Annotated in this window: 21 protein-coding genes and 1 pseudogene; 9 read left to right on the forward strand and 13 right to left on the reverse strand. The window is 66.7% G+C overall.

Features of this window, described 5'->3' with window-relative positions:
• Positions 1 to 56: 56 nt before the first annotated feature.
• The 4 genes from JMF86_RS20790 to JMF86_RS20805 all read right to left on the reverse strand — a co-directional run bounded on the left by JMF86_RS20790 (position 57) and on the right by JMF86_RS20805 (position 3,638).
• Positions 57 to 1,367: an FAD-binding oxidoreductase gene (locus JMF86_RS20790; RefSeq protein WP_011547748.1), complete on the reverse strand. Its 1,311-nt coding sequence runs from the start codon at positions 1,365 to 1,367 to the stop codon at positions 57 to 59.
• Positions 1,364 to 2,119 (reverse strand): amino acid ABC transporter ATP-binding protein, encoded by a 756-nt coding sequence (locus JMF86_RS20795; RefSeq protein ID WP_006479077.1) that lies wholly within the window; start codon positions 2,117 to 2,119, stop codon positions 1,364 to 1,366. The genes JMF86_RS20790 and JMF86_RS20795 overlap by 4 nt, the downstream gene beginning before the upstream one ends.
• A complete protein-coding gene (locus JMF86_RS20800; RefSeq protein ID WP_011547749.1) occupies positions 2,116 to 2,772 on the reverse strand; it encodes an amino acid ABC transporter permease in 657 nt (218 codons plus the stop codon). Before JMF86_RS20800 ends, JMF86_RS20795 begins: the two co-directional genes overlap by 4 nt.
• Positions 2,773 to 2,861: 89 nt before the next feature.
• A complete protein-coding gene (locus JMF86_RS20805; RefSeq protein WP_011547750.1) occupies positions 2,862 to 3,638 on the reverse strand; it encodes an ABC transporter substrate-binding protein in 777 nt (258 codons plus the stop codon).
• Between the two features lie 160 nt (positions 3,639 to 3,798).
• Between JMF86_RS20805 and JMF86_RS20810 the strand changes: the two genes are divergently transcribed.
• Positions 3,799 to 4,590 carry an IclR family transcriptional regulator gene (locus tag JMF86_RS20810; protein WP_011547751.1) on the forward strand — a complete coding sequence of 264 codons (792 nt, stop codon included), beginning with the start codon at positions 3,799 to 3,801 and terminating at the stop codon, positions 4,588 to 4,590.
• 54 nt (positions 4,591 to 4,644) lie between these two features.
• Here the strand turns inward: JMF86_RS20810 and JMF86_RS20815 are convergent, their stop codons facing one another.
• Both JMF86_RS20815 and JMF86_RS20820 read right to left on the reverse strand, forming a co-directional pair.
• Complete coding sequence (locus tag JMF86_RS20815; protein ID WP_011547752.1) at positions 4,645 to 5,097, reverse strand: type VI secretion system amidase immunity protein Tai4; 453 nt, start codon at positions 5,095 to 5,097, stop codon at positions 4,645 to 4,647.
• Positions 5,094 to 5,594, reverse strand: coding sequence for a type VI secretion system amidase effector protein Tae4 (locus tag JMF86_RS20820; RefSeq protein WP_011547753.1), 501 nt, complete (start codon positions 5,592 to 5,594; stop codon positions 5,094 to 5,096). Before JMF86_RS20820 ends, JMF86_RS20815 begins: the two co-directional genes overlap by 4 nt.
• A 286-nt stretch (positions 5,595 to 5,880) precedes the next feature.
• Between JMF86_RS20820 and JMF86_RS20825 the strand changes: the two genes are divergently transcribed.
• The 4 genes from JMF86_RS20825 to JMF86_RS20840 all read left to right on the forward strand — a co-directional run bounded on the left by JMF86_RS20825 (position 5,881) and on the right by JMF86_RS20840 (position 9,990).
• Complete coding sequence (locus JMF86_RS20825; protein ID WP_011547754.1) at positions 5,881 to 6,591, forward strand: GntR family transcriptional regulator; 711 nt, start codon at positions 5,881 to 5,883, stop codon at positions 6,589 to 6,591.
• A gap of 73 nt (positions 6,592 to 6,664) precedes the next feature.
• Positions 6,665 to 7,471 (forward strand): SDR family oxidoreductase, encoded by an 807-nt coding sequence (locus JMF86_RS20830; RefSeq protein ID WP_011547755.1) that lies wholly within the window; start codon positions 6,665 to 6,667, stop codon positions 7,469 to 7,471.
• 35 nt (positions 7,472 to 7,506) lie between these two features.
• Positions 7,507 to 8,439: a 3-keto-5-aminohexanoate cleavage protein gene (locus tag JMF86_RS20835; RefSeq protein ID WP_011547756.1), complete on the forward strand. Its 933-nt coding sequence runs from the start codon at positions 7,507 to 7,509 to the stop codon at positions 8,437 to 8,439.
• Between the two features lie 222 nt (positions 8,440 to 8,661).
• Positions 8,662 to 9,990, forward strand: coding sequence for an MFS transporter (locus JMF86_RS20840; protein ID WP_011547757.1), 1,329 nt, complete (start codon positions 8,662 to 8,664; stop codon positions 9,988 to 9,990).
• A 63-nt stretch (positions 9,991 to 10,053) separates the two neighbouring features.
• Here the strand turns inward: JMF86_RS20840 and JMF86_RS20845 are convergent.
• The 5 genes and pseudogenes from JMF86_RS20845 to codA form a co-directional block, all read right to left on the reverse strand.
• Positions 10,054 to 10,152: pseudogene (locus JMF86_RS20845) on the reverse strand (TIGR00366 family protein); the annotation flags it as partial.
• Positions 10,143 to 11,402: a type II toxin-antitoxin system HipA family toxin gene (locus tag JMF86_RS20850; protein ID WP_006479086.1), complete on the reverse strand. Its 1,260-nt coding sequence runs from the start codon at positions 11,400 to 11,402 to the stop codon at positions 10,143 to 10,145. The pseudogene JMF86_RS20845 and the gene JMF86_RS20850, both read right to left, overlap by 10 nt.
• A complete protein-coding gene (locus JMF86_RS20855) occupies positions 11,399 to 11,713 on the reverse strand; it encodes a helix-turn-helix domain-containing protein (protein WP_011547758.1) in 315 nt (104 codons plus the stop codon). Before JMF86_RS20855 ends, JMF86_RS20850 begins: the two co-directional genes overlap by 4 nt.
• A 252-nt stretch (positions 11,714 to 11,965) precedes the next feature.
• Positions 11,966 to 13,300, reverse strand: coding sequence for a chloride channel protein (locus JMF86_RS20860; protein ID WP_011547759.1), 1,335 nt, complete (start codon positions 13,298 to 13,300; stop codon positions 11,966 to 11,968).
• Positions 13,301 to 13,465: 165 nt separating this feature from the next.
• The gene (gene codA, locus JMF86_RS20865) at positions 13,466 to 14,707 is read right to left on the reverse strand and encodes a cytosine deaminase (RefSeq protein WP_011547760.1); all 1,242 of its coding nucleotides are present in this window, start codon (positions 14,705 to 14,707) and stop codon (positions 13,466 to 13,468) included.
• 339 nt (positions 14,708 to 15,046) lie between these two features.
• Between codA and JMF86_RS20870 the strand changes: the two genes are divergently transcribed.
• A complete protein-coding gene (locus tag JMF86_RS20870) occupies positions 15,047 to 16,189 on the forward strand; it encodes a porin (RefSeq protein ID WP_011694731.1) in 1,143 nt (380 codons plus the stop codon).
• Positions 16,190 to 16,411: 222 nt separating this feature from the next.
• On the forward strand, positions 16,412 to 16,714 hold the full coding sequence (locus tag JMF86_RS20875) for a DUF4148 domain-containing protein (protein WP_011547762.1): 303 nt from the start codon (positions 16,412 to 16,414) through the stop codon (positions 16,712 to 16,714).
• A 110-nt stretch (positions 16,715 to 16,824) separates the two neighbouring features.
• On the opposite strand, the gene JMF86_RS20880 is transcribed toward JMF86_RS20875, so the two are convergent.
• Positions 16,825 to 17,772 (reverse strand): LysR family transcriptional regulator, encoded by a 948-nt coding sequence (locus JMF86_RS20880; protein WP_006479092.1) that lies wholly within the window; start codon positions 17,770 to 17,772, stop codon positions 16,825 to 16,827.
• A gap of 199 nt (positions 17,773 to 17,971) precedes the next feature.
• Here JMF86_RS20880 and JMF86_RS20885 point away from each other — a divergent pair, with 199 nt between their 5' ends.
• On the forward strand, positions 17,972 to 20,155 hold the full coding sequence (locus JMF86_RS20885) for an FUSC family protein (protein ID WP_011547763.1): 2,184 nt from the start codon (positions 17,972 to 17,974) through the stop codon (positions 20,153 to 20,155).
• Positions 20,156 to 20,292: 137 nt separating this feature from the next.
• On the forward strand, positions 20,293 to 20,505 hold the full coding sequence (locus JMF86_RS20890; protein WP_011547764.1) for a hypothetical protein: 213 nt from the start codon (positions 20,293 to 20,295) through the stop codon (positions 20,503 to 20,505).
• A gap of 156 nt (positions 20,506 to 20,661) precedes the next feature.
• Here JMF86_RS20890 and JMF86_RS20895 read toward each other — a convergent pair.
• The coding region (locus JMF86_RS20895; protein WP_201317130.1) for a P1 family peptidase at positions 20,662 to 21,701 on the reverse strand (1,040 nt) is incomplete at its 5' end.

Genomic DNA, 21,701 nt, shown 5'->3' on the forward strand with positions numbered 1-21,701 from the left:
GGGCAGGCCGATTCTGCCCGATCGGACGACGGATGGCGACTGCCGTCACAGGTAGGTCAGGACAGGCTGTCGAGCAACCGATACCAGGCGACCCCGGCCGCGATATAGAAGCGCTGCAGCCCGTGCAACGGAATGGGCCGGATCGGCGTGACGCGGAACGGCAGCGGCAATTGCGCATCGCCCGACAGATGCGCGGCCAGATGCTTGCCGAGCGTCGTCGCCATCGCGATGCCGCGGCCGTTGTAGCCGAGCGCGATCGTCACGCCCGGCGCGGGCTCGTGCACGTGCGGCAGGAAATCCGCGGTGATCGCGACGCGCCCCGCCCAGCGGTATTCGAACCGGACGCCCTTCAGTTGCGGATACAGCAGCGTCGTCGCGCGTTCGAGATGGCGCCAGTCGCTCGGCGCGCGCGGTTCGGCGAACGGGCCGCGGCCGCCCATCAGCAGGCGGCCGGCCGCGTCACGGCGAAAGTACAGCAGCAGACGGCGCGCGTCCGATGCGACCTCGCCGCCGGCGAGGATGTCGCGGCCGAGCGCCGGCGCGAGCGGCTCCGTCGCGACGATGAAACTGTTCGCGGCGATCACCGACTGGCGCAAGCCGGGCCACAGCCCGTCCGTGTAGCCGTTGGTCGCGATCACGACGCGCTCGGCCGACAGCGTCGCGCCGCCGGACGTCGCGACCCGCCAGCGGCCGTCGGCACGTGTCAGCCCGACGGCGCGGGTCGACCCGTGCACGACCGCCCCGCTCGCCTGAGCTGCCCGCACGAGACCGCGCGTATAGCTGAGCGGCTGCACGCTGCCGGCACGGCGATCGATCCAGCCGCCCGCATACGCTGGCGTACCGAGCCGTCGCGCGACGTCGTCGCGGCCGAGCACGTCGACCGGCGCGCCGCGCGCCGCCCATTGCTGCGCACGGCGTGCAACCGTGTCGAGCATCGCTGTGGTCGGCGCGGGTTGAATCCACCCCTCGCGACGCGCATCGCAGTCGATCGCGTGCCGCGCGATCAGGTCGAACACGGTATCGGCCGCACCGCCGACGATACCGGCAAGCTGCTCGCCGGCCTCGTCGCCGAACCGGCGGACCAGTTCGTCGGGGTCGTATTTCAGCCCGGGAATCACTTGCCCGCCGTTGCGGCCCGATGCGCCCCAGCCCGGCTGCGCGCCATCGATCACGCGAACGTTCACGCCACGTTCGGCCAGATGCAGTGCGGTCGACAGGCCCGTGAAGCCGGCGCCGACGATCGCCACGTCGCACGACACCGATGCGTCGAGCGCGGGCGTATCGGGTGCCGGCGCGGCGGTCGCCGCCCACAGCGAATCCGGCCACTGTGCGTCGGGCCGTCCGGGTGCCGCAGTCGTTGCGCTCATGTTCGATCCGGGTGGTCGGCGCCGTCCGACGCCAGCAGGCGACGCAGGAATTCCTGCGTGCGGGGATGGCTCGGCTGCGTCAGCACCGCGCGTGCCGGCCCGCTTTCGCAGATCGTGCCGTCGTGCAGGAAGCACACGCGATCGGCCACCTCGCGGGCGAATGCCATTTCGTGCGTGACGACCACCATGGTCATCCCGTCGCGGGCCAGCCCGCGCATCACGCCCAGCACTTCGCCGACGAGTTCGGGGTCGAGCGCCGACGTCGGCTCGTCGAACAGGATCGCCTGCGGCTCCATCGCAAGCGCACGTGCGATCGCGACGCGCTGCTGCTGCCCGCCCGACAGCTCGGACGGATACGCATTCATCCGGTGCGCGAGGCCGACCTTGTCGAGCAGCGCGCGGGCCTGTTCGCGCGCCTGCGCGGCCGGCACGCGCCGCACGTGCACCGGCCCTTCCATCACGTTCTCGAGCGCCGTGCGGTGGGCAAACAGGTTGAAGCGCTGGAACACCATGCCGACCCGCATCCGCAATTCGTGAATCCGCTTCGAATGCGCGTCGACCTTCACGCCGTCGATCGTGATCGACCCTTCGTCGTAGGTCTCGAAGCCGTTGATACAGCGCAGCACGGTCGACTTGCCGGAACCGGACGGCCCGATCAGGCACACGACTTCACCTTGCTGTACGTCGAGGCTCACGCCCTTCAGCACCGCGTGCTGCTGAAACCGTTTATGGATGGAATCGATCCGGATCATGCGCCCCTCCTCACTGCGAGCCGCTTGCCGAGCCGGTTCACCGCGAACATCAGCGGCAGGCCGAGCGCGAGATACAGCAGCGCGACGAGCGTGTAGACACTCATGTTCTGGAACGTCGACGATGCGATCAGCTGGCCGGCGCGCGTGATTTCCGCGACCGTGATGGTCGACGCGACCGACGAATCCTTCAGCAGCATCACCAGCGTGTTGCCGTACGGCGGCAGCGCGATGCGGAACGCCTGCGGCAGCACCACGCGCCGCATGATCATCGGGCCGCGCATGCCGATCGCGTGCGCGGCTTCGATCTGGCCGCGGTCGATCGCCTCGATGCCGGCGCGGAAGTTCTCGGCCTGATACGCCGAATACGCGATGCCGAGACCGAGCACGCCGGCCTGGAACGCCGACAGTTGCACGCCGAGATCGGGCAGCACGAAATACATGTAGAACAGCTGCACGATGATCGGCAGCCCGCGGATCACGTTGATGATCGTGCTGCCGGCCGTCGCGACGGCACGATTGCGCGACACCTTCAGCAGCGCGAGGATCAGCCCGAGCACCGAGCTGAGCACGAACGCGCATGCGGTGATCTCGATCGTGACCACCGCGCCCTTCAGCAGGATCGGCAGGAAATCGATCGCGTTCTGGAAAAACATGAGGTCTCCTATGCGACGTCCGAACGGCACGCCGCTGGGGATGCCCGCCGACGCGCGGGCGTTGCCGGTCGGGAAGCGAGCGCCGACGCTCAGCTCATGTGCCACTTCTGCAGGATCTGCTGCAGCGTGCCGTCGCTCTTCATCTTGCGGATCGCGCCGTTGAGCTGCTCGAGCGTCGCGTTGTCGCCCTTGCGCACGATGAAGCACACCTGCCCCTTCACGACGCTCTGGTATTCGGGCACCAGCCGCACCTGGCGATTGACGCCGTGCTCGATCTGGTACGCGACGATCGGCTGGTCGGCGAAGCCGGCCTTGATACGGCCGAGCGCGACGTCGCGCATGATGTCGGCGATCGAATCGTAGGTCCGGACTTCCTTGAAGATGCCCTTCTTGTTGAGCGCATCGACGAATGCGGTGCCGACCTGCGCGCCGACCACCTGGTCCTTGAAATCGTCCATCGACGTATAGCGGCCCGGATCGTCGGCCTTCACGATCAGGCCTTCGCCGAACGAGTAGACGGTGTCCGAGAAATCGACGACCTGCTGGCGCGCCGGCGTCTTCAGCATCGCGGCCGAGATGATGTCGATCTTCTGCGTGGTGAGCGACGGGATCAGCGCGGAGAACACGGTCTGCTGCACGTCGACGCGAAACCCGGCCGACTTCCCGGCCGCGGTGATCGCATCGACCATCATCCCCTGGATCGAATTGCTCTTGACGTCGAGAAACGTGAACGGCACGCCGGTGGCCGTCGCGCCGACCTTCAGCGTGGGCTCGGCGGCAACGGCGCTCGCCGAAGCCGTGGAGAGTGCGATACAGGTGACGAAACCGGCGGCCAGCGCGCCGAACCGCTTGATGAACGGAACCATGGTGACTCCCTCTCGAATAATCCGGTGCGCCGGCCGGTCGCTGATCGACACTGCGACGATGGCTTGATCTTAAAACGAATCAAAAACATCGCAAATAGATTTTTGCGTATCGATATTCGATACGATATGATGCGGTATCGAATCGATCTCGCCCCTCGCCATGGAAACGTCGCCCGACCAAGCAAACGATCTGCTGTTCAACCAGTCGCTGGAAAAAGGGCTCAACGTGCTGCGCGCGTTCAGCGCGAAGCGGCGCACGATGACGCTGGCGGAAGTGGCCGACGCGGCGGGCATGACGAAAAGCTCCGCGCAGCGGATGGTCTATACGCTCGAGAAGCTCGGCTACATCCGCAAGCATCCGGTCACGCGGCGTTATCAGCTCACGCCGCACGTGATGCGGATCGGCTTCAACTATCTCGCGGCCGATACGTTGATCGACGTCGCGAATCCGTTCCTGTCCGAGCTGACGAACCTGACCGGCGAAACCACCAACCTCACCGAGCCGGACGAGGACGAAATGGTGTACGTCGCGCGTTTCGTGTCGACGAAGTTCGTGCCGATCCACATGCCGATCGGCAGCCGTATCCCGATGTACTGCACCGGCAGCGGCCGCGCATTCCTGAGCGCGTTGCCGCCGGATCACGCACGCGCACGGCTCGACGGCATGGTGCGTACGCCGCACACGCCGCGCACGGTCACGGCGCTGGACGATCTCGTCGCGTTGCTCGATGGCGCGCGGCGCGAAGGCTACGCGACCAACCAGGAAGAACTGTTCATCGGCGACATGTCGATTGCCGCGCCCGTGCTCGGCAGTCAGGGGCAGCCGGTCGCGGCCGTGCACGTGGTCGCGCCGACGAGCCGCTGGACGTTCGACGACGCGCGCCGCAAGCTCGCGCCGGCGGTGATCGACTGCGCGCGCGGGATCAGCAATTCGATCCGGACGCTTGAATAGCGTCGACGAAACGGCATACGGCGCGCCGTTGCATCGCGCAACGGCGTTCGATCGCTACTGCGGCTTGGGCGGATGCTCGGTTCGATAGGTACGGTTCGGACGCGATACGAGCTGCTTCGCTGCAGCGTCCAGTTCCTTGCCGTGATACAGGTCGATGCACTTCAGGAAGTCGAACTTCACATCCGCGACTTCCGATTCGACAACCGGATTCCGATAGTCGCGAGCCAGATACTTCGCGACCAGCGCATGAATGACGTCCGGCGCACGTTCCATGTCGTAGTAGGTCCAGTCGCGCAACGCGCTGATGCTGCTGCCGATGTCCTTGCTCGCGCCGGGCGCCTGCTTGTATGCGGCAGCCAGGCACTCCGCGAACGCCATGTCCTTGAAGTTCTGGAGGTAAGTTCGTGAGCCGGCCTCGGGCGATGTTTGTGCGACGTCCTTCGCCACGACCATCGTCGGTTGAAACGCGATGCACGCCAACGCGGCAGCGATCCGGACTCCCCTCATGACAGGCTCCAAAAATTTGCGCGATCGGTACGATACCGCGCGCCCGGTTCGTTGAAGTAACAATGGTCGTAGCACGTCCGCCCGTTAAACAGCGTGGCGTGGCCCTGTGCATCGCTCCACCCCGACACCTCGAACAGGAGGACGCCCTGCCGACCCGCAAGTGGCCCTCCGTTCGACGGCGGGTATTTGACGCCCTCAGCCTTCCCCCAGCGTTGCTCGAGAAAACGAATCAAATCCCTGACACGGAAAAAGTATTGCCGATTGTCTCTGCCCGATACCGTTTGCTCGGGGATTCGCGGTATCACCATGCCAGCTTCACCCAGGATATAACTCATCCTCACCGCGCAAGTATTGCTCCATCGCTCTGTCGGATTCGGATTGTTGACGTTCTTCTCGACGTATCCACCTATCACTTTCGCAACGCGCTCACCGGAATTTGCCGGGTCGTAGATTCGCTGAGATGCCGCCCATGCAACGGCAAATGATGGTCGTTTCACTTTGGCTCCTTGTTGTTGAAATGAATTCGACTCGAGGGTAAGCGCATCGAAGACTCGCGACGGCTCATGTGCACCGAGAACCTTCGAATCCACCGAATCAGGGCGTCATGATGCACGGCTTGAAAGTTTTTTGTAAGGACATCGGCTTGTCGGACTCCGATCCGTCTTCTGCTTCACCCCTCGTTTTCCCCGATCCCGTTCGCCTTGACTCCGCCGCCCCGATCGACAAAACTTCGCACATCGCCAGTGTGATCACAGATCGCAGATCAAACTCAGGAGCCCCGCCTTGCCGCCCCGTATCGTCCCGCCCGCACTGAAAGTCATCGAACAGGAAACGATGGCCGACAAGGTCTATCAGCAACTGCGCGAAGCGCTGATGAGCGGCCGTTTCGCGCCCGGCCAGGCGCTGAGCCTGCGCAGCGTCGCCGAGGCGGTCGGCTCGTCGACGATGCCCGTGCGGGCCGCACTTACGCGGCTGCGCGCCGAACGCGCGCTGGTCGACGGCCCGAATCGCGCGCTCGTCGTCCCGCCGATGACGCTCGACATGCTCGACGAACTCCGCGACGTGCGCATCGCGCTCGAAGGCTGCATCGCCGAACGCGCGTGCGCCCGGATGACCGACGCGCAGATCGCGGCCGTGCGCAAGACCTACGAGACGATGCAGGCACACGCCGAGGCCGGCCGCTCGCGCGCCTACCTGCAAAGCAATTTCGCGTTCCACAGTGCGATCTACGCGCACGGCGCCAGCGAAAACACGCTCGCGATCGTGGAGAACCTGTGGATGCGCGTCGGCCCGTTCCTCAACATGGTCGCGCTCGACATCCCGCACATGCGGCGCTCGATGGATGCGCACCGCGCGATCGTCGATGCGCTCGAACGGCGCGACGGCGCGGGCGTGCGGGCCGGCATCGCGCTCGACATCGGCGGCGCCGCGCATGATCTCGCCGAGACGCTGCGGGCCGAACAGACGCCGCGGAGCGTGAACGCGAAACCGTAGCGACCGCCTGCCACGGCCGCCCGACACGCGAGCGGCCGTCATTCCACAACACCAAAGATGGAGACAACCCGGCATGACAGCTTCCGACCTGCTGAAACCCTATGACGGCCTGCGCGTCCTCGTGACCGGCGGCGCGTCGGGCATCGGCCTCGAAATCGCCGACGCGTTCGCCGAATGCGGCGCGCGCGTGCACGTTTGCGATGCGTCGCAAGCCTCGATCGCGGCGCTCGCCGACCGGCCGCCGCGTGCCGCGACCGGCGCGATCAGCGCGACGCTGGCCGACGTGTCCGACCCGGCCGCCGTCGAGCGCGTGTTCGCCGACGTGTCGACCCGGCTCGGCGGCCTCGACGTGCTGGTCAACAACGCGGGCATCGCCGGCCCGACCGGCGGCATCGACGAAATCGACCCCGTGCAGTGGGAGCAGACCGTCGCGATCAACCTGAACGCGCAATTCCAGTTCGCGCGCCGCGCGGTGCCGCTGCTGCGCGAGTCGAAACCCGGCGGCGCGATCATCGCGCTGTCGTCGGTCGCCGGCCGGCTCGGCTACGCGTTCCGCACGCCGTATGCGGCCACCAAATGGGCGGTGGTCGGCCTCGTGAAAAGTCTCGCGATCGAACTCGGGCCGCTCGGCATCCGCGTGAACGCGATCCAGCCCGGCATCGTGCGCGGCCCGCGGATGCGCCGCGTGATCGAGGCGCGCGCGCAGCAGCTCGGCATCGGCTACGACGAAATGGAGCAGCGCTATCTCGAGAAGATCTCGCTGCGGCGCATGACCGATCCGGCCGAGATCGCCGCGACCGCGCTGTTCCTGTGCTCGCCGGGCGGGCACGGAATCACCGGGCAGGCGATCTCCGTCTGCGGCAACGTCGAAGTGCTCTGACGCCTCCTGCATCGTTCATCGAAAGGAATCCATCCGTGGCAAACGCTCGCAAAATCATCATCACCTGTGCGCCGACCGGCGCGATCCATACGCCGTCGATGTCGCCGTACCTGCCCGTGACGCCGCACGAAATCGAAACGGCCGCGGTCGCGGCCGCGCAGGCCGGCGCGGCGATCCTGCACCTGCACGCACGCAACCCGTCCGACGGCAAGCCGACGCAGGACCCGGCCGTGTTCGCCGAGTTCCTGCCGCGCATCAAGGCGCGGACCGACGCGGTGATCAACCTCACGTCGGGCGGCAGCCCGCACATGACGGTCGACGAACGGCTGCAGCCGGCGCTGCATTTCCAGCCCGAAGTCGCGTCCTTGAACATGGGTTCGATGAACTTCGGGCTGTACCCGATGCTCGAGCGCTTCCGCGAGCTGAAGCATCCGTGGGAGCGCGAACATCTCGAGAAAAGCCGCGATCTCGTGTTCAAGAACACGTTCGCGGACATCGAGACGATCCTCACGCGCTGCGGCGCGAACGGCACGCGGTTCGAATTCGAGTGCTACGACATCTCGCACCTGTACAACCTCGCGCACTTCGTCGATCGCGGGCTCGCGAAGCCGCCGTTCTTCGTGCAAAGCGTGTTCGGCCTGCTCGGCGGGATCGGCGCGCACCCGGAGGACCTGATGCACATGCGCCGGACGGCCGACCGCCTGTTCGGCAGCGATTACGTGTGGTCGATCCTCGGCGCCGGGCGCAACCAGATTCCGCTCGCGACGATCGGCGCCGCGCAAGGCGCGAACGTGCGCGTCGGGCTCGAGGATTCGCTGTGGATCGCGCCCGGCAAGCTCGCGGAATCGAGCGCCGCGCAAGTCCTGAAAATGCGCCAGGTGCTCGAAGGCCTGTCGCTCGAGATCGCGACGCCGGCCGAGGCGCGCGCGATGCTCGCACTCAAGGGCGGCGACGCGGTGAATTTCTGACCGCCGGGTAGCACCCCAACACCAGAACCCGCAAGCGCAGTGACAAGGCGCCGGCCCGAGCCGGCCGGCGCCAGGACGCCCTTGATCGCCCCGCTCCGTTCGAGCGCCGCCGGCGCGGCTCCGTCGACTGCCCATCCGCTGCCTGCATCGCAGCGGCATTTGCCGAACGCGGCGCGCCGTGCTTGCTGTGCGCGCCGGTTCGCTCTTACCGGAGTCGTCCGCATGTCCACTCATCACGCTCAGGCATTGTCTTCCGCCGCCGGCGACGCGAACGCGTCGCTGAACCGGCTGCTGTTCCGCAAACTCATGCCGCTGCTGATCGCCGCCTATGTGATCAGCTTTCTCGACCGCACCAACATCGCGTTCGCCAAACATTCGATGGGCATCGATCTCGGCATCTCATCGGCCGCGTACGGGCTCGGCGCGGGGCTGTTCTTTCTCACCTACGCGTTGTTCGAGATCCCGAGCAACCTGATCATGCATCGCGTCGGCGCGCGCTTCTGGATCACGCGGATCATGATCACGTGGGGCGCGCTGTCGGTCGCGATGGCGTTCGTCCGCGGCGAGACGTCGTTCTACGTGATGCGCCTGCTGCTCGGCGTGGCCGAAGCCGGCCTGTTTCCCGGCGTGATGCTGTATCTGACGTACTGGTTCGGCCGCGAGGAACGTGCGCGCGCCACCGGCTATTTCCTGCTCGGCGTGTGCATCGCCAACATCGTCGGCGGGCCGCTCGCCGGCGCGCTGATCGAGCTCGACGGCACGCTCGGCTTCCACGGCTGGCAATGGCTGTTCGTCGTCGAAGGCATCCCGGCGATCCTGCTCGCGTTCGTCGTGTGGACGCGATTGCCGGACCGTCCGAGCGCCGCGCCGTGGCTCGCCCCGGAAACCGGCCGCGCGCTCGAGCGCAAGCTGGCCGCCGAACAGGACGCGGGCGTCGCCGCGCACGGCGGCCATGCGTTCGGCGCCGCACTGCGCGATCCGCAGATCTGGCTCGCGATCTTCGTGTACTTCTGCCACCAGTTGACCATCTACACGGTGATCTTCTTCCTGCCGGGCATCATCGGCGCGTCGGGGCGGCTCTCGCCGGTCGCGGTCGGGTTGCTGACGTCGCTGCCCTGGCTCGCCGCCGCGCTGGGCGCCGGGACGCTGCCCCGCTTCGCCCGCGAGTCGCGTCATTCGCGCCGGATGCTGTGCGCGGGGCTGATGGTCATGGCCGCCGGCATGGTCGGCGCTGCGCATGCGTCGCCGCTGGCGGGGCTGCTCTGCGTGTGCGTCGCTGCATCGATGTTCTTCGTCGTGCAGTCGATCGTGTTCACGTTTCCGGCGTCGCGGCTCGCCGGCAGCGCGCTGGCCGGCGGGCTCGGGCTCGTGAATACGTGCGGGTTGCTCGGCGGCTTCGTCGGGCCGACCGTCGTCGGCGCGATCGAACAGGCGACCGGCAATGCGAAGAACGGGCTGACGCTGCTGGCGGCCGCGCTCGTCGTCGCGGCGTTCGCGAGCCTCGCGTTGCGGCACGGGCACGAGCACGCCGACGTGCGGTCGCGCGGCTGAAGACAACGAGATTCAGGCTGGCGAGATGCGGGTTTCGCCCCGGCCGCATCTCGCCTCGCTCTGTCAGAACAGATGCATCTCCGCGACAAACACCACGCCCGAGAACAGCAGCGTCGTCACGCAATACCCCATGATGTCGCGCACGCCGAGCCCTAGCGCAGCAGCGCAACGTTCTCGTCGATTCGACGCTGAATGTCCGTCAGCGTGTCTTCTGTGATGATCCCCTCGTAGCGGCGCTTCGCAATGGCCGAGAACTGGCTGGCTACTCCGCACATTCCGTCGATCATGTCGCTGGCAACGGCTGCGGAAAGCTCTGCTTCCTTTGCCAGTCCGAGCAATGCCGCCCGGTCGATCCGCAGCGCCTCGCCCATGACGTCCATTTGGTGGTAACCGCCCGGCCCCTCGCAGAATGTCACGTCGTAGGCCGGCGCGAGTTTCCACTGGCCGGATCGCGACATGACGTAAGCGAAGTTTTTCGGATGATCGTCGCGATTGTTGAACGCGACATTGAAGACAGCCCGTTCAAACGCCCGCGCCTTCTCGCGTACGTCGTTGGTGCACATGTGAGTCGCACGCAAGAAGTTCACGTAGTCCAGCGCCCCCGGCGTTTTGTAATCGGCACCGGTAAACGCGGCAACGCTTTGCATGGGCACGCGCAGACCGTCCCGTCGATCGAAACGCCGGGACGCAAATGCCGCCATCCCGTCAGGCAAATTGAAATGCAGCGTGTCCGGGGTCTCGATGCCGCACATGCGCAAGCACTCGGCGTAGACCATTTCGATCGCGCACACCTCGGGATGCTCTTGCCGAGCCGGGAACTTGACCAACCACGCGTCAAAACCCGCCACCGCGGCCGTGGTAAAAACGCCGGACTGCGGATCACGATAGACCAGGGCCTTCGGCCTGGCACCTTGCGGAGAGCCGCCCACCTGCAGCAGTTGATGAAGGAATTCGCCGCCCTCACCGTTGAGGACTTCCTGTACCTCGGCCGCGAGCCGGTCGAGAGGAATATCCGGCTGCGGTGCCTGGATCTCGACCGCGACCGGCTCGAACGACATGGCGCCCATTGCGTGGTTGCCAATGTAAGCCAACCGCTCCAGCGGCCCGATGCGTGCCGCGTTGAGACCGCGGCGTTTGAACAAGCGGTCCATGAGCAACATGCCCCATCCGTCGGGCAGCGCGTCATAGACTGGGCCGGGCAATCCCAGCTGGTGGGACGGAAAGTCCTTGCGCAGCCTCGCCCCATGCAATGGGAGCGCATAAGACGACAGTTCCAGCCCCCTTTTGCGCGCGTCATCGCTATATTCGAATACGATCAACGGGCGCCCCGTGATCGCCGTCGTAGAAACCATCGATCCCCACAGCCAGTGCTCCCCCCAGCCGTCGTAGTAGACATCGATCCGCTCGATCATTTCTGGTTGCCCCTCTTGACGCGCTGACGTTTGGCACTTTTTTCATACCGATGAACGTCTTCCAGGCTATCGAGCTTCGGCAGGAACAATCCTTCGAGTTCCTTGCTACGTCCCAGGACCATGGCTACACGAACTACCGTCTCGAGGCTCACATTGCGTCCGGCTTCCAGATTGGACACGGTATTGGAACCGACGCCGGCACGCGCGGCTACGTCGCTCTGCGTCAATTGCAACGCCAGCCGCTCCGTGCGAAGCCTCGCGCAAAGCAGTGTGACGATTTCATCGGGCTTGCGAAAATTTAATTCCAGCATAGTGGGTCTTCCCGCGCCATATCTCTCATAACTCACAATATTATAGAGTTACAGGAGAGATGCATGCAGGAACTTTAATTCCCATACATTGTGTCTTATTTTGATATTTTCGCGGATAATCCACTTCAAAACGGAATTGATGCGTCAGCGATGCACGCTCTTCCCCTGCCCACTGGACGCCTTCCAGATACGCCATGTCGTGGATGGATCGCCGCGCGCATCGATGCGTATACGGGCCCTGGCGTGAGCCCGCTAGCGAGCAACCGCCTCCGGCGTGCTGACGGCTGCGATCGCTGTCGCTCGCCGCTCCACCAGCTTCTGCGCAAGCCGGTACGCCACAAGCGAACCTGCCACGGCAAGCAGCATCGGCACGAGGCAGTCGTGATTCGCGCGCGTGAATTCGAGCAGCAGCACGACGGCCGTGATCGGCATCTGCATCGACGCGGCCAGAAACGCGGTCGCGCCGATCAGCGCGCATCCGCCGAGCGATGCACCCGGCCACACGATGCTCCACAGTCCACCGAGCACGACCCCGAGCAGCGCGCCGTTCGCGAGGCCCGGCGTCAGCAGCCCGCCTTCCGCGCCAGCCCGCAGGCTGCCGGCCTCGATCAGCACCTTCAGCACGAGCAGCACCGCCGCGAGGCCGATCGTCAGCGTGCCGTCGAAGCCCAGCGATGCCGGCCCCTTGCCGTTGCCGAGCAATTGCGGAAACCCCATCGAGAGCACGCCGATCACCGCGAAGTTGAGCAGCGCGAACACCGGCAGCCGCCAGTCCTTCGGCGCGTTCGCCCGCGCGCGGGTCGTGAGCCGCACGAAACCGTACGCGGCGAAGCCGAACAGCGGCCCGCAGACGATCGACCATGCGACCAGCGGTGTGCTCAGCACGAACGCCGGCACCGTGTACTGGTGCTCATTGCCGAGGCCGAGCCACGCGACGATCGCCGCGATCGCGGACGTCACGACCGCCACGATCAGCGCACGCATGTCGAACGTGCCGAGCAGCACCTCGAGCACGAAGATCGCGCCGCCGAGCGGCACGTTGTAGACGGCCGCGAGCCCCGCGCCGGCGCCGCACGCGACCATCAGCCGGCAATCGTCGGGCGTGAGTCGCGCCGCATGCGCGAACCGCCCGGCGAGCAGCGAGCCGATCTCGCGCGGCGCGACTTCGCGGCCGAGTGGCGAGCCGAGCGCGACGGTGACGATCTGCAGCAGCGCATGAACCGTCGTACTGACGAACGGCATCCGCGGATCGGCCGCGCGCACCGCGCGACGGATGCTGACGAGCGGCCGGCCATACCGGTAAAGCGCCCACCAGCCGCCGCCGGCGACGATCCCGCAGACGGTCAGCACCGCCAGCCGACGCAGCGGTTCGGCGCCGGTCACGCCACTGAGGAAGCTCTCGGACCCGATCACGTGCGCGATGCTGTAGCCGTACGCGAGGTGCTGGATCGCATGCAGCAGCAACGCGAGGAGCATGCCGCCGAGACCCGCGCCGATACCGGTCAGGACCGTGACGACAGCCATGCGCGCGAACGGGCTGACGGGTGGCGAGGAAGCGGCGGGAGCGGATGGAAGATCGAGGCGCATGGGGTCGGCGAACGAGGATCGAAAAGGCGGCGCGCACGCTGCATGCCGTCATCAGGACCGCATCGTAGGCCCCCGCCTCTCATGAGACAAACGTATTTTTCGAATCGACTCATGCATTTGTTGAATACATGAGGGCCGGCGGGCCGCGATGACCCGCCTTCCGCGTCAATCCGGATACGTGATGCGCTCCGGCTCACGCCGCATGATGACCTTCCCGTGGCGCATCGACAGCGTGGCCTTCGCCTGCCGGCGTACGGCTTCGTAATCGCTGTCCGCGTCGAGCACGACGAGATTCGCCGGACGCCCGATCTCGATGCCGTAGCCCTCGCCGAGATGCATCGTCGTCGCGCTGTGGTCGGTCACGAAGTCGAGGCAGCGCTGCAGGTCCTGGTAACCCATCATGTGACAGATATGAAGGCCCGCATCGAGCACGCGCAGGATGTTGCCGTTGCCGAGCGGATACCACGGGTCCTTGATCGAATCCTGCCCGAAGCACACGTTGATGCCGGCCCGGTCGAGTTCCGCGACGCGCGTGACGCCGCGCCGCTTCGGAAACGTGTCGAAGCGCCCTTGCAGGTGAATGCTCTCGGTCGGGCACGAGATGAAGTTCAGTCCCGCCCGCTTCAGCAGCCGGAACAGCTTCGAGCAGTACGCGTTGTCGTACGAACCCATCGCGGTCGTGTGGCTCGCGGTGACCCGCGCGCCCATGCCGCGCACGCGCGCTTCTTCCGCGAGCACTTCGAGAAAGCGCGAATGCGGATCGTCGGTTTCGTCGCAGTGCACGTCGACGAGGCAGCCCGTGCGTTCCGCGAGATCCATCAGAAAGCGGATCGAGCTGACGCCCTGCTCCCGCGTGTTCTCGAAATGCGGAATTCCGCCGACGACGTCCGCGCCGAGCTCGATCGCCTGCTCCATCAGCGCGCGGCCGCCGTCGAACGATTCGATGCCCTCCTGCGGGAACGCGACGATCTGCAGATCGATCAGCCCGCGCGCCTCGTCCTTCACTTCCAGCATCGCCTTCAGCGCGGCCAACGTCGGATCGGTCACGTCGACGTGCGTGCGCACGTGCTGGATCCCGTGGTCGCGCAGCATGCCGATCGCCGCATGCGCGCGCGCTTTGGTGTCCTCGTGCGTGATCGTCGCCTTGCGCTCGGCCCAGCGCTCGATGCCTTCGAACAGCGTGCCGCTCATGTTCCACGCGGGTTCGCCGGCCGTCAGCACGGCATCGAGGTGGATATGCGGCTCGACGAGCGGCGCAATCGCGAGACGGCCGCCGCCGTCGATATGGTCGGGGTTCGTCGACGCGATCGGCGCGGTTTGCGCATCGATCCGCGCGATCTTGCCGGCATCGACGCCGATCGTGAACAGGCCGTCGCGGCCGCGCAGACGTACGTTGAACAGGTTCATGGGGAGGCCTCTTGTCGTGCTGCATTGACACGATCGCGCGATCTGCGTCGGCGGCCGTGTGGTCCGAACGGCCAGTATGGAGGAAAAGCAGCGATGCGCGCACGTGTCACGCATGTTGCATCGACACGACAACCAGGCTGTACCGGGCGGAAGCCGAGGGCCGCCCGCCACGCAGGAATCGCCTGCCCAGGGTGTGCGCGCCGCGTCGTGTCAGTTTTGTGAAGGATGCTTGTCGGATCTGGAACAGTGCGCTCGCGGCCCGGACGGCCGTGCGCGTGCCGCGCATTCCTATACTTGCGCCGAACTTTGGTTTCCAGTCCCACCCGCAGGAGCTTTCCGATGAAAAAAACCCTGATCGCCGGCGCAGGCGCCGCCGCACTCCTCACGCCGCTCGCCCACGCGCAAAGTTCGGTCACGCTGTACGGCCTGATCGACGCCGGCATCGCCTATACCAACAACGTGAACGGCGCGTCGCAGTGGCGCATGACGACCGGCACGATCAACGGCAGCCGCTTCGGCCTGCGCGGCACCGAGGATCTCGGCGGCGGGCTGAAGGCGCTGTTCGTGCTCGAAAACGGCTTCAACGCGAACAACGGCGGGCTCGGCCAGGACGGCAAGCTGTTCGGCCGGCACGCGTACGTCGGCCTCAGCCGGGCCGGCTACGGCACGCTGACGCTCGGTCGCCAGTACGACACGATGGTCGACTTCGTCGCGCCGTTGTCGGCGACGTCCGGCGATTTCGGCGATACGGGCTTCGCGCATCCGTTCGACAACGACAACCTGAACCACTCGCTGCGCATCAACAACGCGGTCAAGTACACGAGCGACACGATCGCGGGCTTCAAGGTCGGCGCGCTGTACGCGTTTTCCAACTCGGCGAATTTCAGCGCGAACCGCGCATACAGCGTGGCCGCGAGCTACACGAACGGCCCGCTGAAGCTGGCCGGTGCGTACCTGCAGATGAACGGTACCAAGGGTTCGACGAGCGCGAGCCCCGGCGCGACCGATTCGGCCGAAGCGAAGAGCCTGAACCAGGGCGGCTGGTCGATCGGCTCGGACCGCATGCGCACGTACGGCGGCGGCGTCAGCTACGTGTTCGGCCCGGCGACCGTCGGCTTCGTCTACACGCGCTCGCAGTACGACAACACGGGCGCGTTCGGCTCGAGCGGCCAGATCGCGTTCAACAACTACGACGTGAACGTGCGCTATGCGGTCACGCCGGCCGTCAGCGTCGGCGCGGCCTATGTGTACACGGACGCCAGCGTGTCGAATCCCGACAGCAAGCACGGCACCGACCCGAAATGGCATCAGGCGAACCTGCAGGCCGTGTACAAGCTGTCGCGCCGCACCGACCTGTACGCGGAAGCGATGTTTCAGCACGCGTCGGGCCGCGGTTACCAGGCGTTCATCAACACGTCGGGCGGCGCATCGAGCACGGCGAACCAGGTCGTCGGCACGATCGGCATGCGCACGCGGTTCTGACCGGCAGCGCGCGACGTCGCCCGTATGCACGGCGCCCGTGTGCGCTCACGGTTTCGCCCGGTGCGGGCGACCGCGCCAATGTTGTTGCTTCTGGAAGGCAGCCCTCCTGGATTCGGGGTGTTTGCGCATCGGCCTGCTGCGTAGACTGACGTCGAAGGTCGGAGCCGCGCATCGCGTGCGGCGTGTCGATCCGGCCACCCACCCCGTATTCAGGAGAACCACGTGAAATCGCTCGTCGTTACCGCCGCCGCTGCCGTCCTGCTCGCCGCACCGGTCCTGTCGTTCGCCCAGCAGGCGAAGTCGCCCGTCACGCGCGCGCAGGTGCTGCAGGAGCTGATCGATCTCGAATCGGTCGGCTACAACCCGGCGCGCGGTGAAATCGGCAACTATCCGGACGACATCCTCGCGGCGCAGGAACGGCTGCAGGCGAAACGTCTCGCCGAGCGAAAAGCGGCGCGGGCCGCCTACGGCCCGGCCGGCGAGCCGGCCACCGAATCGGGCGCGGCGGCCAGGCCCGCGCTGTGACGATGCGCGTCGCTCGCATCACGCATGCGTGGCGAGCGATGCGTATCGGGTGTTTGCATGAAGCAACCCGCCGCGCGCCGATGCGCGAGCGGGTTTCAGACGGCCTGCGTTCAGGCGGCCTGCGGTTCGCGGTCGATCGCGTTCAGCATCTCGACGTCGCGCGCGATCATCGTCGGCACCTGCGCACGCAGCATCTCGACCCAGGTCCGCACCTTCGCATCGACGAAGCGGCGCGACGGGTACAGCGCATACACGTTCATCTTCTGCAGGATATGCGCGGGCAGCACACGGACGAGCGTGCCGTCGCGCAGCGCGTCGATTGCCGAATACAGCGGCAGCATGCCGATCCCGATGCCGTCGCGGATCGCGAGGGCGAGCGATTCGGCCGTATTGGTCTGCACCGGCCCGGCGACATGGATCTGCTCGACGCCGTCGGGCCCTTCGAGCACCCATTCGTGCGTCGGGAACGCCGGCGTACATAGCGTCAGGCACGCGTGCGCGGCGAGATCCTGCGGGCGGGCCGGCACGCCATGCCGTTTCACGTAGTCGGGCGATGCGCACAGAATGCTGAACGTCGAGCCGAGCAGGTGCGACACGAGCTCCGAATCAGGCAGCGACGATGCGGTGACGACGGCCATGTCGCTCGTGCCGTCGAACAGGTCAGGCATCCGCTGCGACAGCGACAGCTCGATCGACACGTCCGGGAATTGCGCGTGATAGCGCGTCAGCGCGGGTAATACGTAGTGGTGCCCGACGCTCGCGAAGCTGTGCATGCGCAGCACGCCGGCCGGGCGCTCGTGCGCGCAGCTCGCCTCTTCTTCCGCGCGGTCGACGTCGGCGAGGATCTGGCGGCAGCGCCGCAGATAGCTTTCGCCGGCCGACGTGAGCGCGAGACGGCGCGTCGAGCGATTCATCAGACGGGTGCGCAGGCGCGCCTCGAGCTCCGACACCGCGCGCGACATCGCGCCCGTCGTCGAATTCAGCGATTGCGCGGCGGCGGTGAAACTGCCCGTCTCGACGACGCGCGAAAACACCCGCATGTTTTGTAGCGTATCCATTCCTGTGAGCAACCTGTAGCGGAGCCGCCATTTTCCTCCACTGCGCGCGATAGATTGTTACGTCGGCTGCAACTATCGTTTCCCCGCAACTGCGTTAATGCACGGGCGCCGCACTCCTACAATCGGCGCCTCACCAGTCGAACGGACCCGTTCGGACGCACCGCGGCGCTTCGCCCGGTCGGCCCTGGGCCCTCTTTTCATGAAGCCACAACCTGCGATCGAGCGACCTTCCATCGAACCGGCACGATGGAGGCCATGGCTCGATCCGCTCGGCAACGCGGCGCGCGACTGGGCCGCGACCGACGGGCTGATCTGGCTGCATCTCGCGAAAACCGTGCTCGCGGCGCTGCTGGCGATGGGCATCGCGATGCGTCTGGAAATGTCGCAGCCGCGCACCGCGATGACGACCGTGTTCGTGCTGATGCAGCCGCTGTCGGGCATGGTGTTCGCGAAAAGCTTCTACCGCGTGCTCGGCACGGCGGCCGGCCTCGTCGGCGCGCTCGCGCTCGGTGGGTTGTTCGCGCAGCAGCCGGAGCTGTACATGGCCGGCATCACGCTGTGGATCGGCGGCTGCATCGCGCTCGCGGTGCGCAACCGCCACTTCCGCTGGTACGGCTTCGTGCTCGCCGGCTACACGGCCGCGCTGATCGGCCTGCCGGCCGTGATGACACCGCAGACGCTGTTCCAGTCCGCGCTCACGCGCGCCGCGGAAGTCGCACTCGGCATCGCGTGCTCGGGCGCGGTCAGTGCGTTGATCCTGCCGTTGAGTTCCGCGAAGGCGCTGATGCGTTCATTGAGCGCGCGCCACGCGACGTTCGCGGCGTTCACGGCCGGCGCGCTGGCGGGCGACGTCGCGCGCGGCGATTTCGAGCGGCGCTTCGCCGATTTCGTCGACGACATCGTCGGCTTCGAAGCCAATCGTGCATTCGCATCGTTCGAGGACCCGCACATTCGCGCGCGCAGCCGTCGGCTCGCGCGGCTGAACAGCGAGTTCATGAACGCGTGCACGCGGCTGCATGCGCTGCATCAACTCGTCAAACGGCTGCGTGCGAACCAGTCGGACGCTGTGCTCGACGCGCTGGCGCCGCACGTCGACGCGCTCGCCCAGCGCTTCGCCGCGTTGCGCGACGAACGCCAGCGCGGCATCGCACCGGCCACCGGCGCGCTGCTCGAACTGCGCCGCTTCCACGGTGCGTTGCCGAAGACCGCGCGCGCGTCGCGGCGAACCCTCGAGGACCATGCGGCCGGCGGCCTGCTCGACTTCGATACCGCGATCGAGCTGCTGTACCGGTTCATCGGCGAATATCTCGGCTACGTCGACACGTACGCGTCGCTCGACCAGGACGATCACGCGTTCGAGCGCTCGGTCACGCATTACGCGGTGAAAACCAATGCGTTCTTCGTCGGTTTCGCCTTCCTGCGCACGGTGGTCGCCGTCGGCGCGATGAGTGCATTCTGGATCGCGTCGGAATGGCCGAGCGGCTCGCTCGCGGTGATCGCCACCGCGATCGCGTGCGCACTCAGCTCGACGTCGCCGCGCGCGCCGAAGTTCGTCGCGCAGATGGGCGTCGGGGCGGCGTTCGCGACCGCCGTCGGCTACCTGTTCCTGTGCTACGTCTATCCGAACATCGACGGTTTTCCGCTGCTGTGCGCGGCGCTCGCGCCGGTGCTCGGCCTCGGCGCGTTCCTCGCGATGCGGCCGGGCCTGTCCGGCTACGGGATCGGCTTCGCGGTGTTCTTCTGCTTGCTTGCGGGCCCCGACAACACGATCGCGTATACGCCTGAAGTGCTGATCAACAACGGGCTGGCGGTCGTGGTCGCGATGCTCGCGTGCTCGCTCGTGTTCGCAGTCGTATTCCCGACCCACATGCCCTGGCTCACCGGCCGGATCGCGCACGACTTGCGCCGCCAGGTGACGCTTGCATGCGAAGGCGCGCCGGACGGCCTCGCGCAGCGCTTCCAGTCGAGCACGCACGACCTGATGGCGCAACTGCGCACGCTGCTGGTGCGCCGTACGCGGCAGCATCGCGATGCACTGCGCTGGATGCTGTCGACGCTCGAGGTCGGCCACGCGGTCATCGACCTGCGCGACGAGCTGCACGCGTTCTGCGCGTCGAAACCGCCGCAGACGCTGCGCTGGATCGGTTCGATCGATGCGGTGCTGAACGAACTGCCGCGCTTCTTCGACGATCCGACGCCCAGTCGCCATGCGCGTACGCTGAAATCGGTGAATCTCGCGATTCGCGCGGCACAGCACACGCTGCAGGCGTGGTACGCGGTGCCCGACGCGCGCCGCAGCATGCAAAGGATCGTCGGCTGCCTGCACTTCATGCGCAGCGCGCTGCTGGACAAGGACGCGCCGTTCAACCGGCACCGCCATTGAAGAATGTGTGCGCGCGCTACGGGATCGTTGTTCCGGATGGAAATAAGCTCTACAGCCGCGGTGATTAATCTTTAAGCAGTGCGAGCCTATAGTTTCCTCACTGCCAGCGAGACTGGCACTCACCCAGGAGAAACAAAATGAAGCCGCTGCACCTCGCCCTCGTTGCCCTGTCGCTCACCGCTGCCGTCGCTCACGCGCAGCCGGCGCCGGCAGACGCCGCACCGCAACAGGCGAACCGCACCGAAGCGATCCAGGCCGCCGGCCGCGTCGATCGTGCGCAATCGAAGCAGGAAGACCCGAACGCCTGCGTCGGCCCCGTCAGCTTCTGCAACATCTACTTCGGCAGCTGAGCATGACGCCGCGTCGTCACGGCCCGGCCCATATCGCCCCCACGGCCCCCACGGCCCGCACCGCACGCGTGACAGGCGCGGGCGGACGGCGGTCCGGCCGATCGCCGCATCGCCGCCCCGCCCCACGCCGCTTCGATTGAAGCGGCGCTTGCCGTTTCAGGCGCCGCGCCCCGGCCGCCAACCCACTTCGCGCAACGCATCCAGCAAGCGCGCCTGCCCGAGCCCTTCGACCCGCGCCCCGCGCGATGCGACGTCGCCGCCCGCGACCAGCGCATTCACGATCGCCTCCTCCACCGCTTCCGCCGCCGCGACGAACAGCGCGGAAATATGGTCGTTGTTGACCATTTGCACGCCGGTGGTCGGCGCGCCCTTGCTGCCGTAGTTCACCGCCGGCAAGCCGGCGTTGCCGGTGGCGAACGCGAGAAAGATGTCGCCGCTCGAATCCTCGGTGCCGCCGCCGACGCGGGCCAGCCCGACGCTCGCGCGCTGCGCGAGACGCGTGCATTGATGCGGCAGCAACGGTGCGTCAGTCGCGATCGTGACGACGATCGAACCCATGCCGGCTTCGCCTTTCGCGTCGGCTTCGCGGAACGGCGAATGCACATGCCGCAGCACTTCGCCGACCGGGTAGCCGGCCACGCGCAGCATTTCGCGCACACCGTAGTTCGCCTGCACGAGCGCGCCGACGGTCCAGCCGCCCGCATCGTCCGCCAGCACGCGCGACGCGGTGCCGATGCCGCCCTTGAACTCGTGGCAGATCATGCCGGTGCCGCCGCCCACGCCGCCTTCGGCAACCGGCCCCGACTGCGCGGCGGCCAGCGCGCGCTGCACGTGCGCGGCGCTCACGTGCTGCCCCCAGATGTCGTTCAGCAGTCCGTCGTAGGTTTCCATCACGACCGGCATGCACCAGTACACGCGGCCGGCCGCCGCTTCGCGTTCGTTCGCGACGAGCGCGTCGCGCACCGCGCCGACGCTGTGGGTGTTCGTATAGGCGATCGGCGTCGTCAGCAGGCCCGCTTCGCGAATCCATTCGAGCCCGGTCGCGTCGCCGTTGCCGTTCAGCACGTGCACGCCCGCGAAGCACGGCGAATCGTGCGCGGCGCCCGCGCGCGGCTCGATCACGGTGACGCCGGTGCGGATCGATGCGTCGCCGTTCTCGACGTTCAGCGTGCAGTGCCCGACCCGCACGCCCGGTA

Origin of the sequence: Burkholderia sp. E168m15, from assembly GCF_016586105.1 — a bacterium.
GTDB classification, from domain to species: domain Bacteria; phylum Pseudomonadota; class Gammaproteobacteria; order Burkholderiales; family Burkholderiaceae; genus Burkholderia; species Burkholderia orbicola.

What these genes read in the sequence shown, in the direction of transcription:
- JMF86_RS20840 (WP_011547757.1), top strand. Translation starts at nt 8,662, where the DNA reads ATGTCCACTCATCACGCTCAGGCATTGTCTTCCGCCGCCGGCGACGCG.
- JMF86_RS20885 (WP_011547763.1), top strand. Translation starts at nt 17,972, where the DNA reads ATGAAGCCACAACCTGCGATCGAGCGACCTTCCATCGAACCGGCACGA.
- JMF86_RS20870 (WP_011694731.1), top strand. Translation starts at nt 15,047, where the DNA reads ATGAAAAAAACCCTGATCGCCGGCGCAGGCGCCGCCGCACTCCTCACG.
- JMF86_RS20860 (WP_011547759.1), bottom strand. Translation starts at nt 13,300, where the DNA reads ATGCGCCTCGATCTTCCATCCGCTCCCGCCGCTTCCTCGCCACCCGTC.
- JMF86_RS20830 (WP_011547755.1), top strand. Translation starts at nt 6,665, where the DNA reads ATGACAGCTTCCGACCTGCTGAAACCCTATGACGGCCTGCGCGTCCTC.
- JMF86_RS20800 (WP_011547749.1), bottom strand. Translation starts at nt 2,772, where the DNA reads ATGTTTTTCCAGAACGCGATCGATTTCCTGCCGATCCTGCTGAAGGGC.
- JMF86_RS20790 (WP_011547748.1), bottom strand. Translation starts at nt 1,367, where the DNA reads ATGAGCGCAACGACTGCGGCACCCGGACGGCCCGACGCACAGTGGCCG.
- JMF86_RS20880 (WP_006479092.1), bottom strand. Translation starts at nt 17,772, where the DNA reads ATGGATACGCTACAAAACATGCGGGTGTTTTCGCGCGTCGTCGAGACG.
- JMF86_RS20815 (WP_011547752.1), bottom strand. Translation starts at nt 5,097, where the DNA reads ATGAGGGGAGTCCGGATCGCTGCCGCGTTGGCGTGCATCGCGTTTCAA.
- JMF86_RS20805 (WP_011547750.1), bottom strand. Translation starts at nt 3,638, where the DNA reads ATGGTTCCGTTCATCAAGCGGTTCGGCGCGCTGGCCGCCGGTTTCGTC.
- JMF86_RS20810 (WP_011547751.1), top strand. Translation starts at nt 3,799, where the DNA reads ATGGAAACGTCGCCCGACCAAGCAAACGATCTGCTGTTCAACCAGTCG.
- JMF86_RS20890 (WP_011547764.1), top strand. Translation starts at nt 20,293, where the DNA reads ATGAAGCCGCTGCACCTCGCCCTCGTTGCCCTGTCGCTCACCGCTGCC.
- JMF86_RS20855 (WP_011547758.1), bottom strand. Translation starts at nt 11,713, where the DNA reads ATGCTGGAATTAAATTTTCGCAAGCCCGATGAAATCGTCACACTGCTT.
- codA (WP_011547760.1), bottom strand. Translation starts at nt 14,707, where the DNA reads ATGAACCTGTTCAACGTACGTCTGCGCGGCCGCGACGGCCTGTTCACG.
- JMF86_RS20850 (WP_006479086.1), bottom strand. Translation starts at nt 11,402, where the DNA reads ATGATCGAGCGGATCGATGTCTACTACGACGGCTGGGGGGAGCACTGG.
- JMF86_RS20795 (WP_006479077.1), bottom strand. Translation starts at nt 2,119, where the DNA reads ATGATCCGGATCGATTCCATCCATAAACGGTTTCAGCAGCACGCGGTG.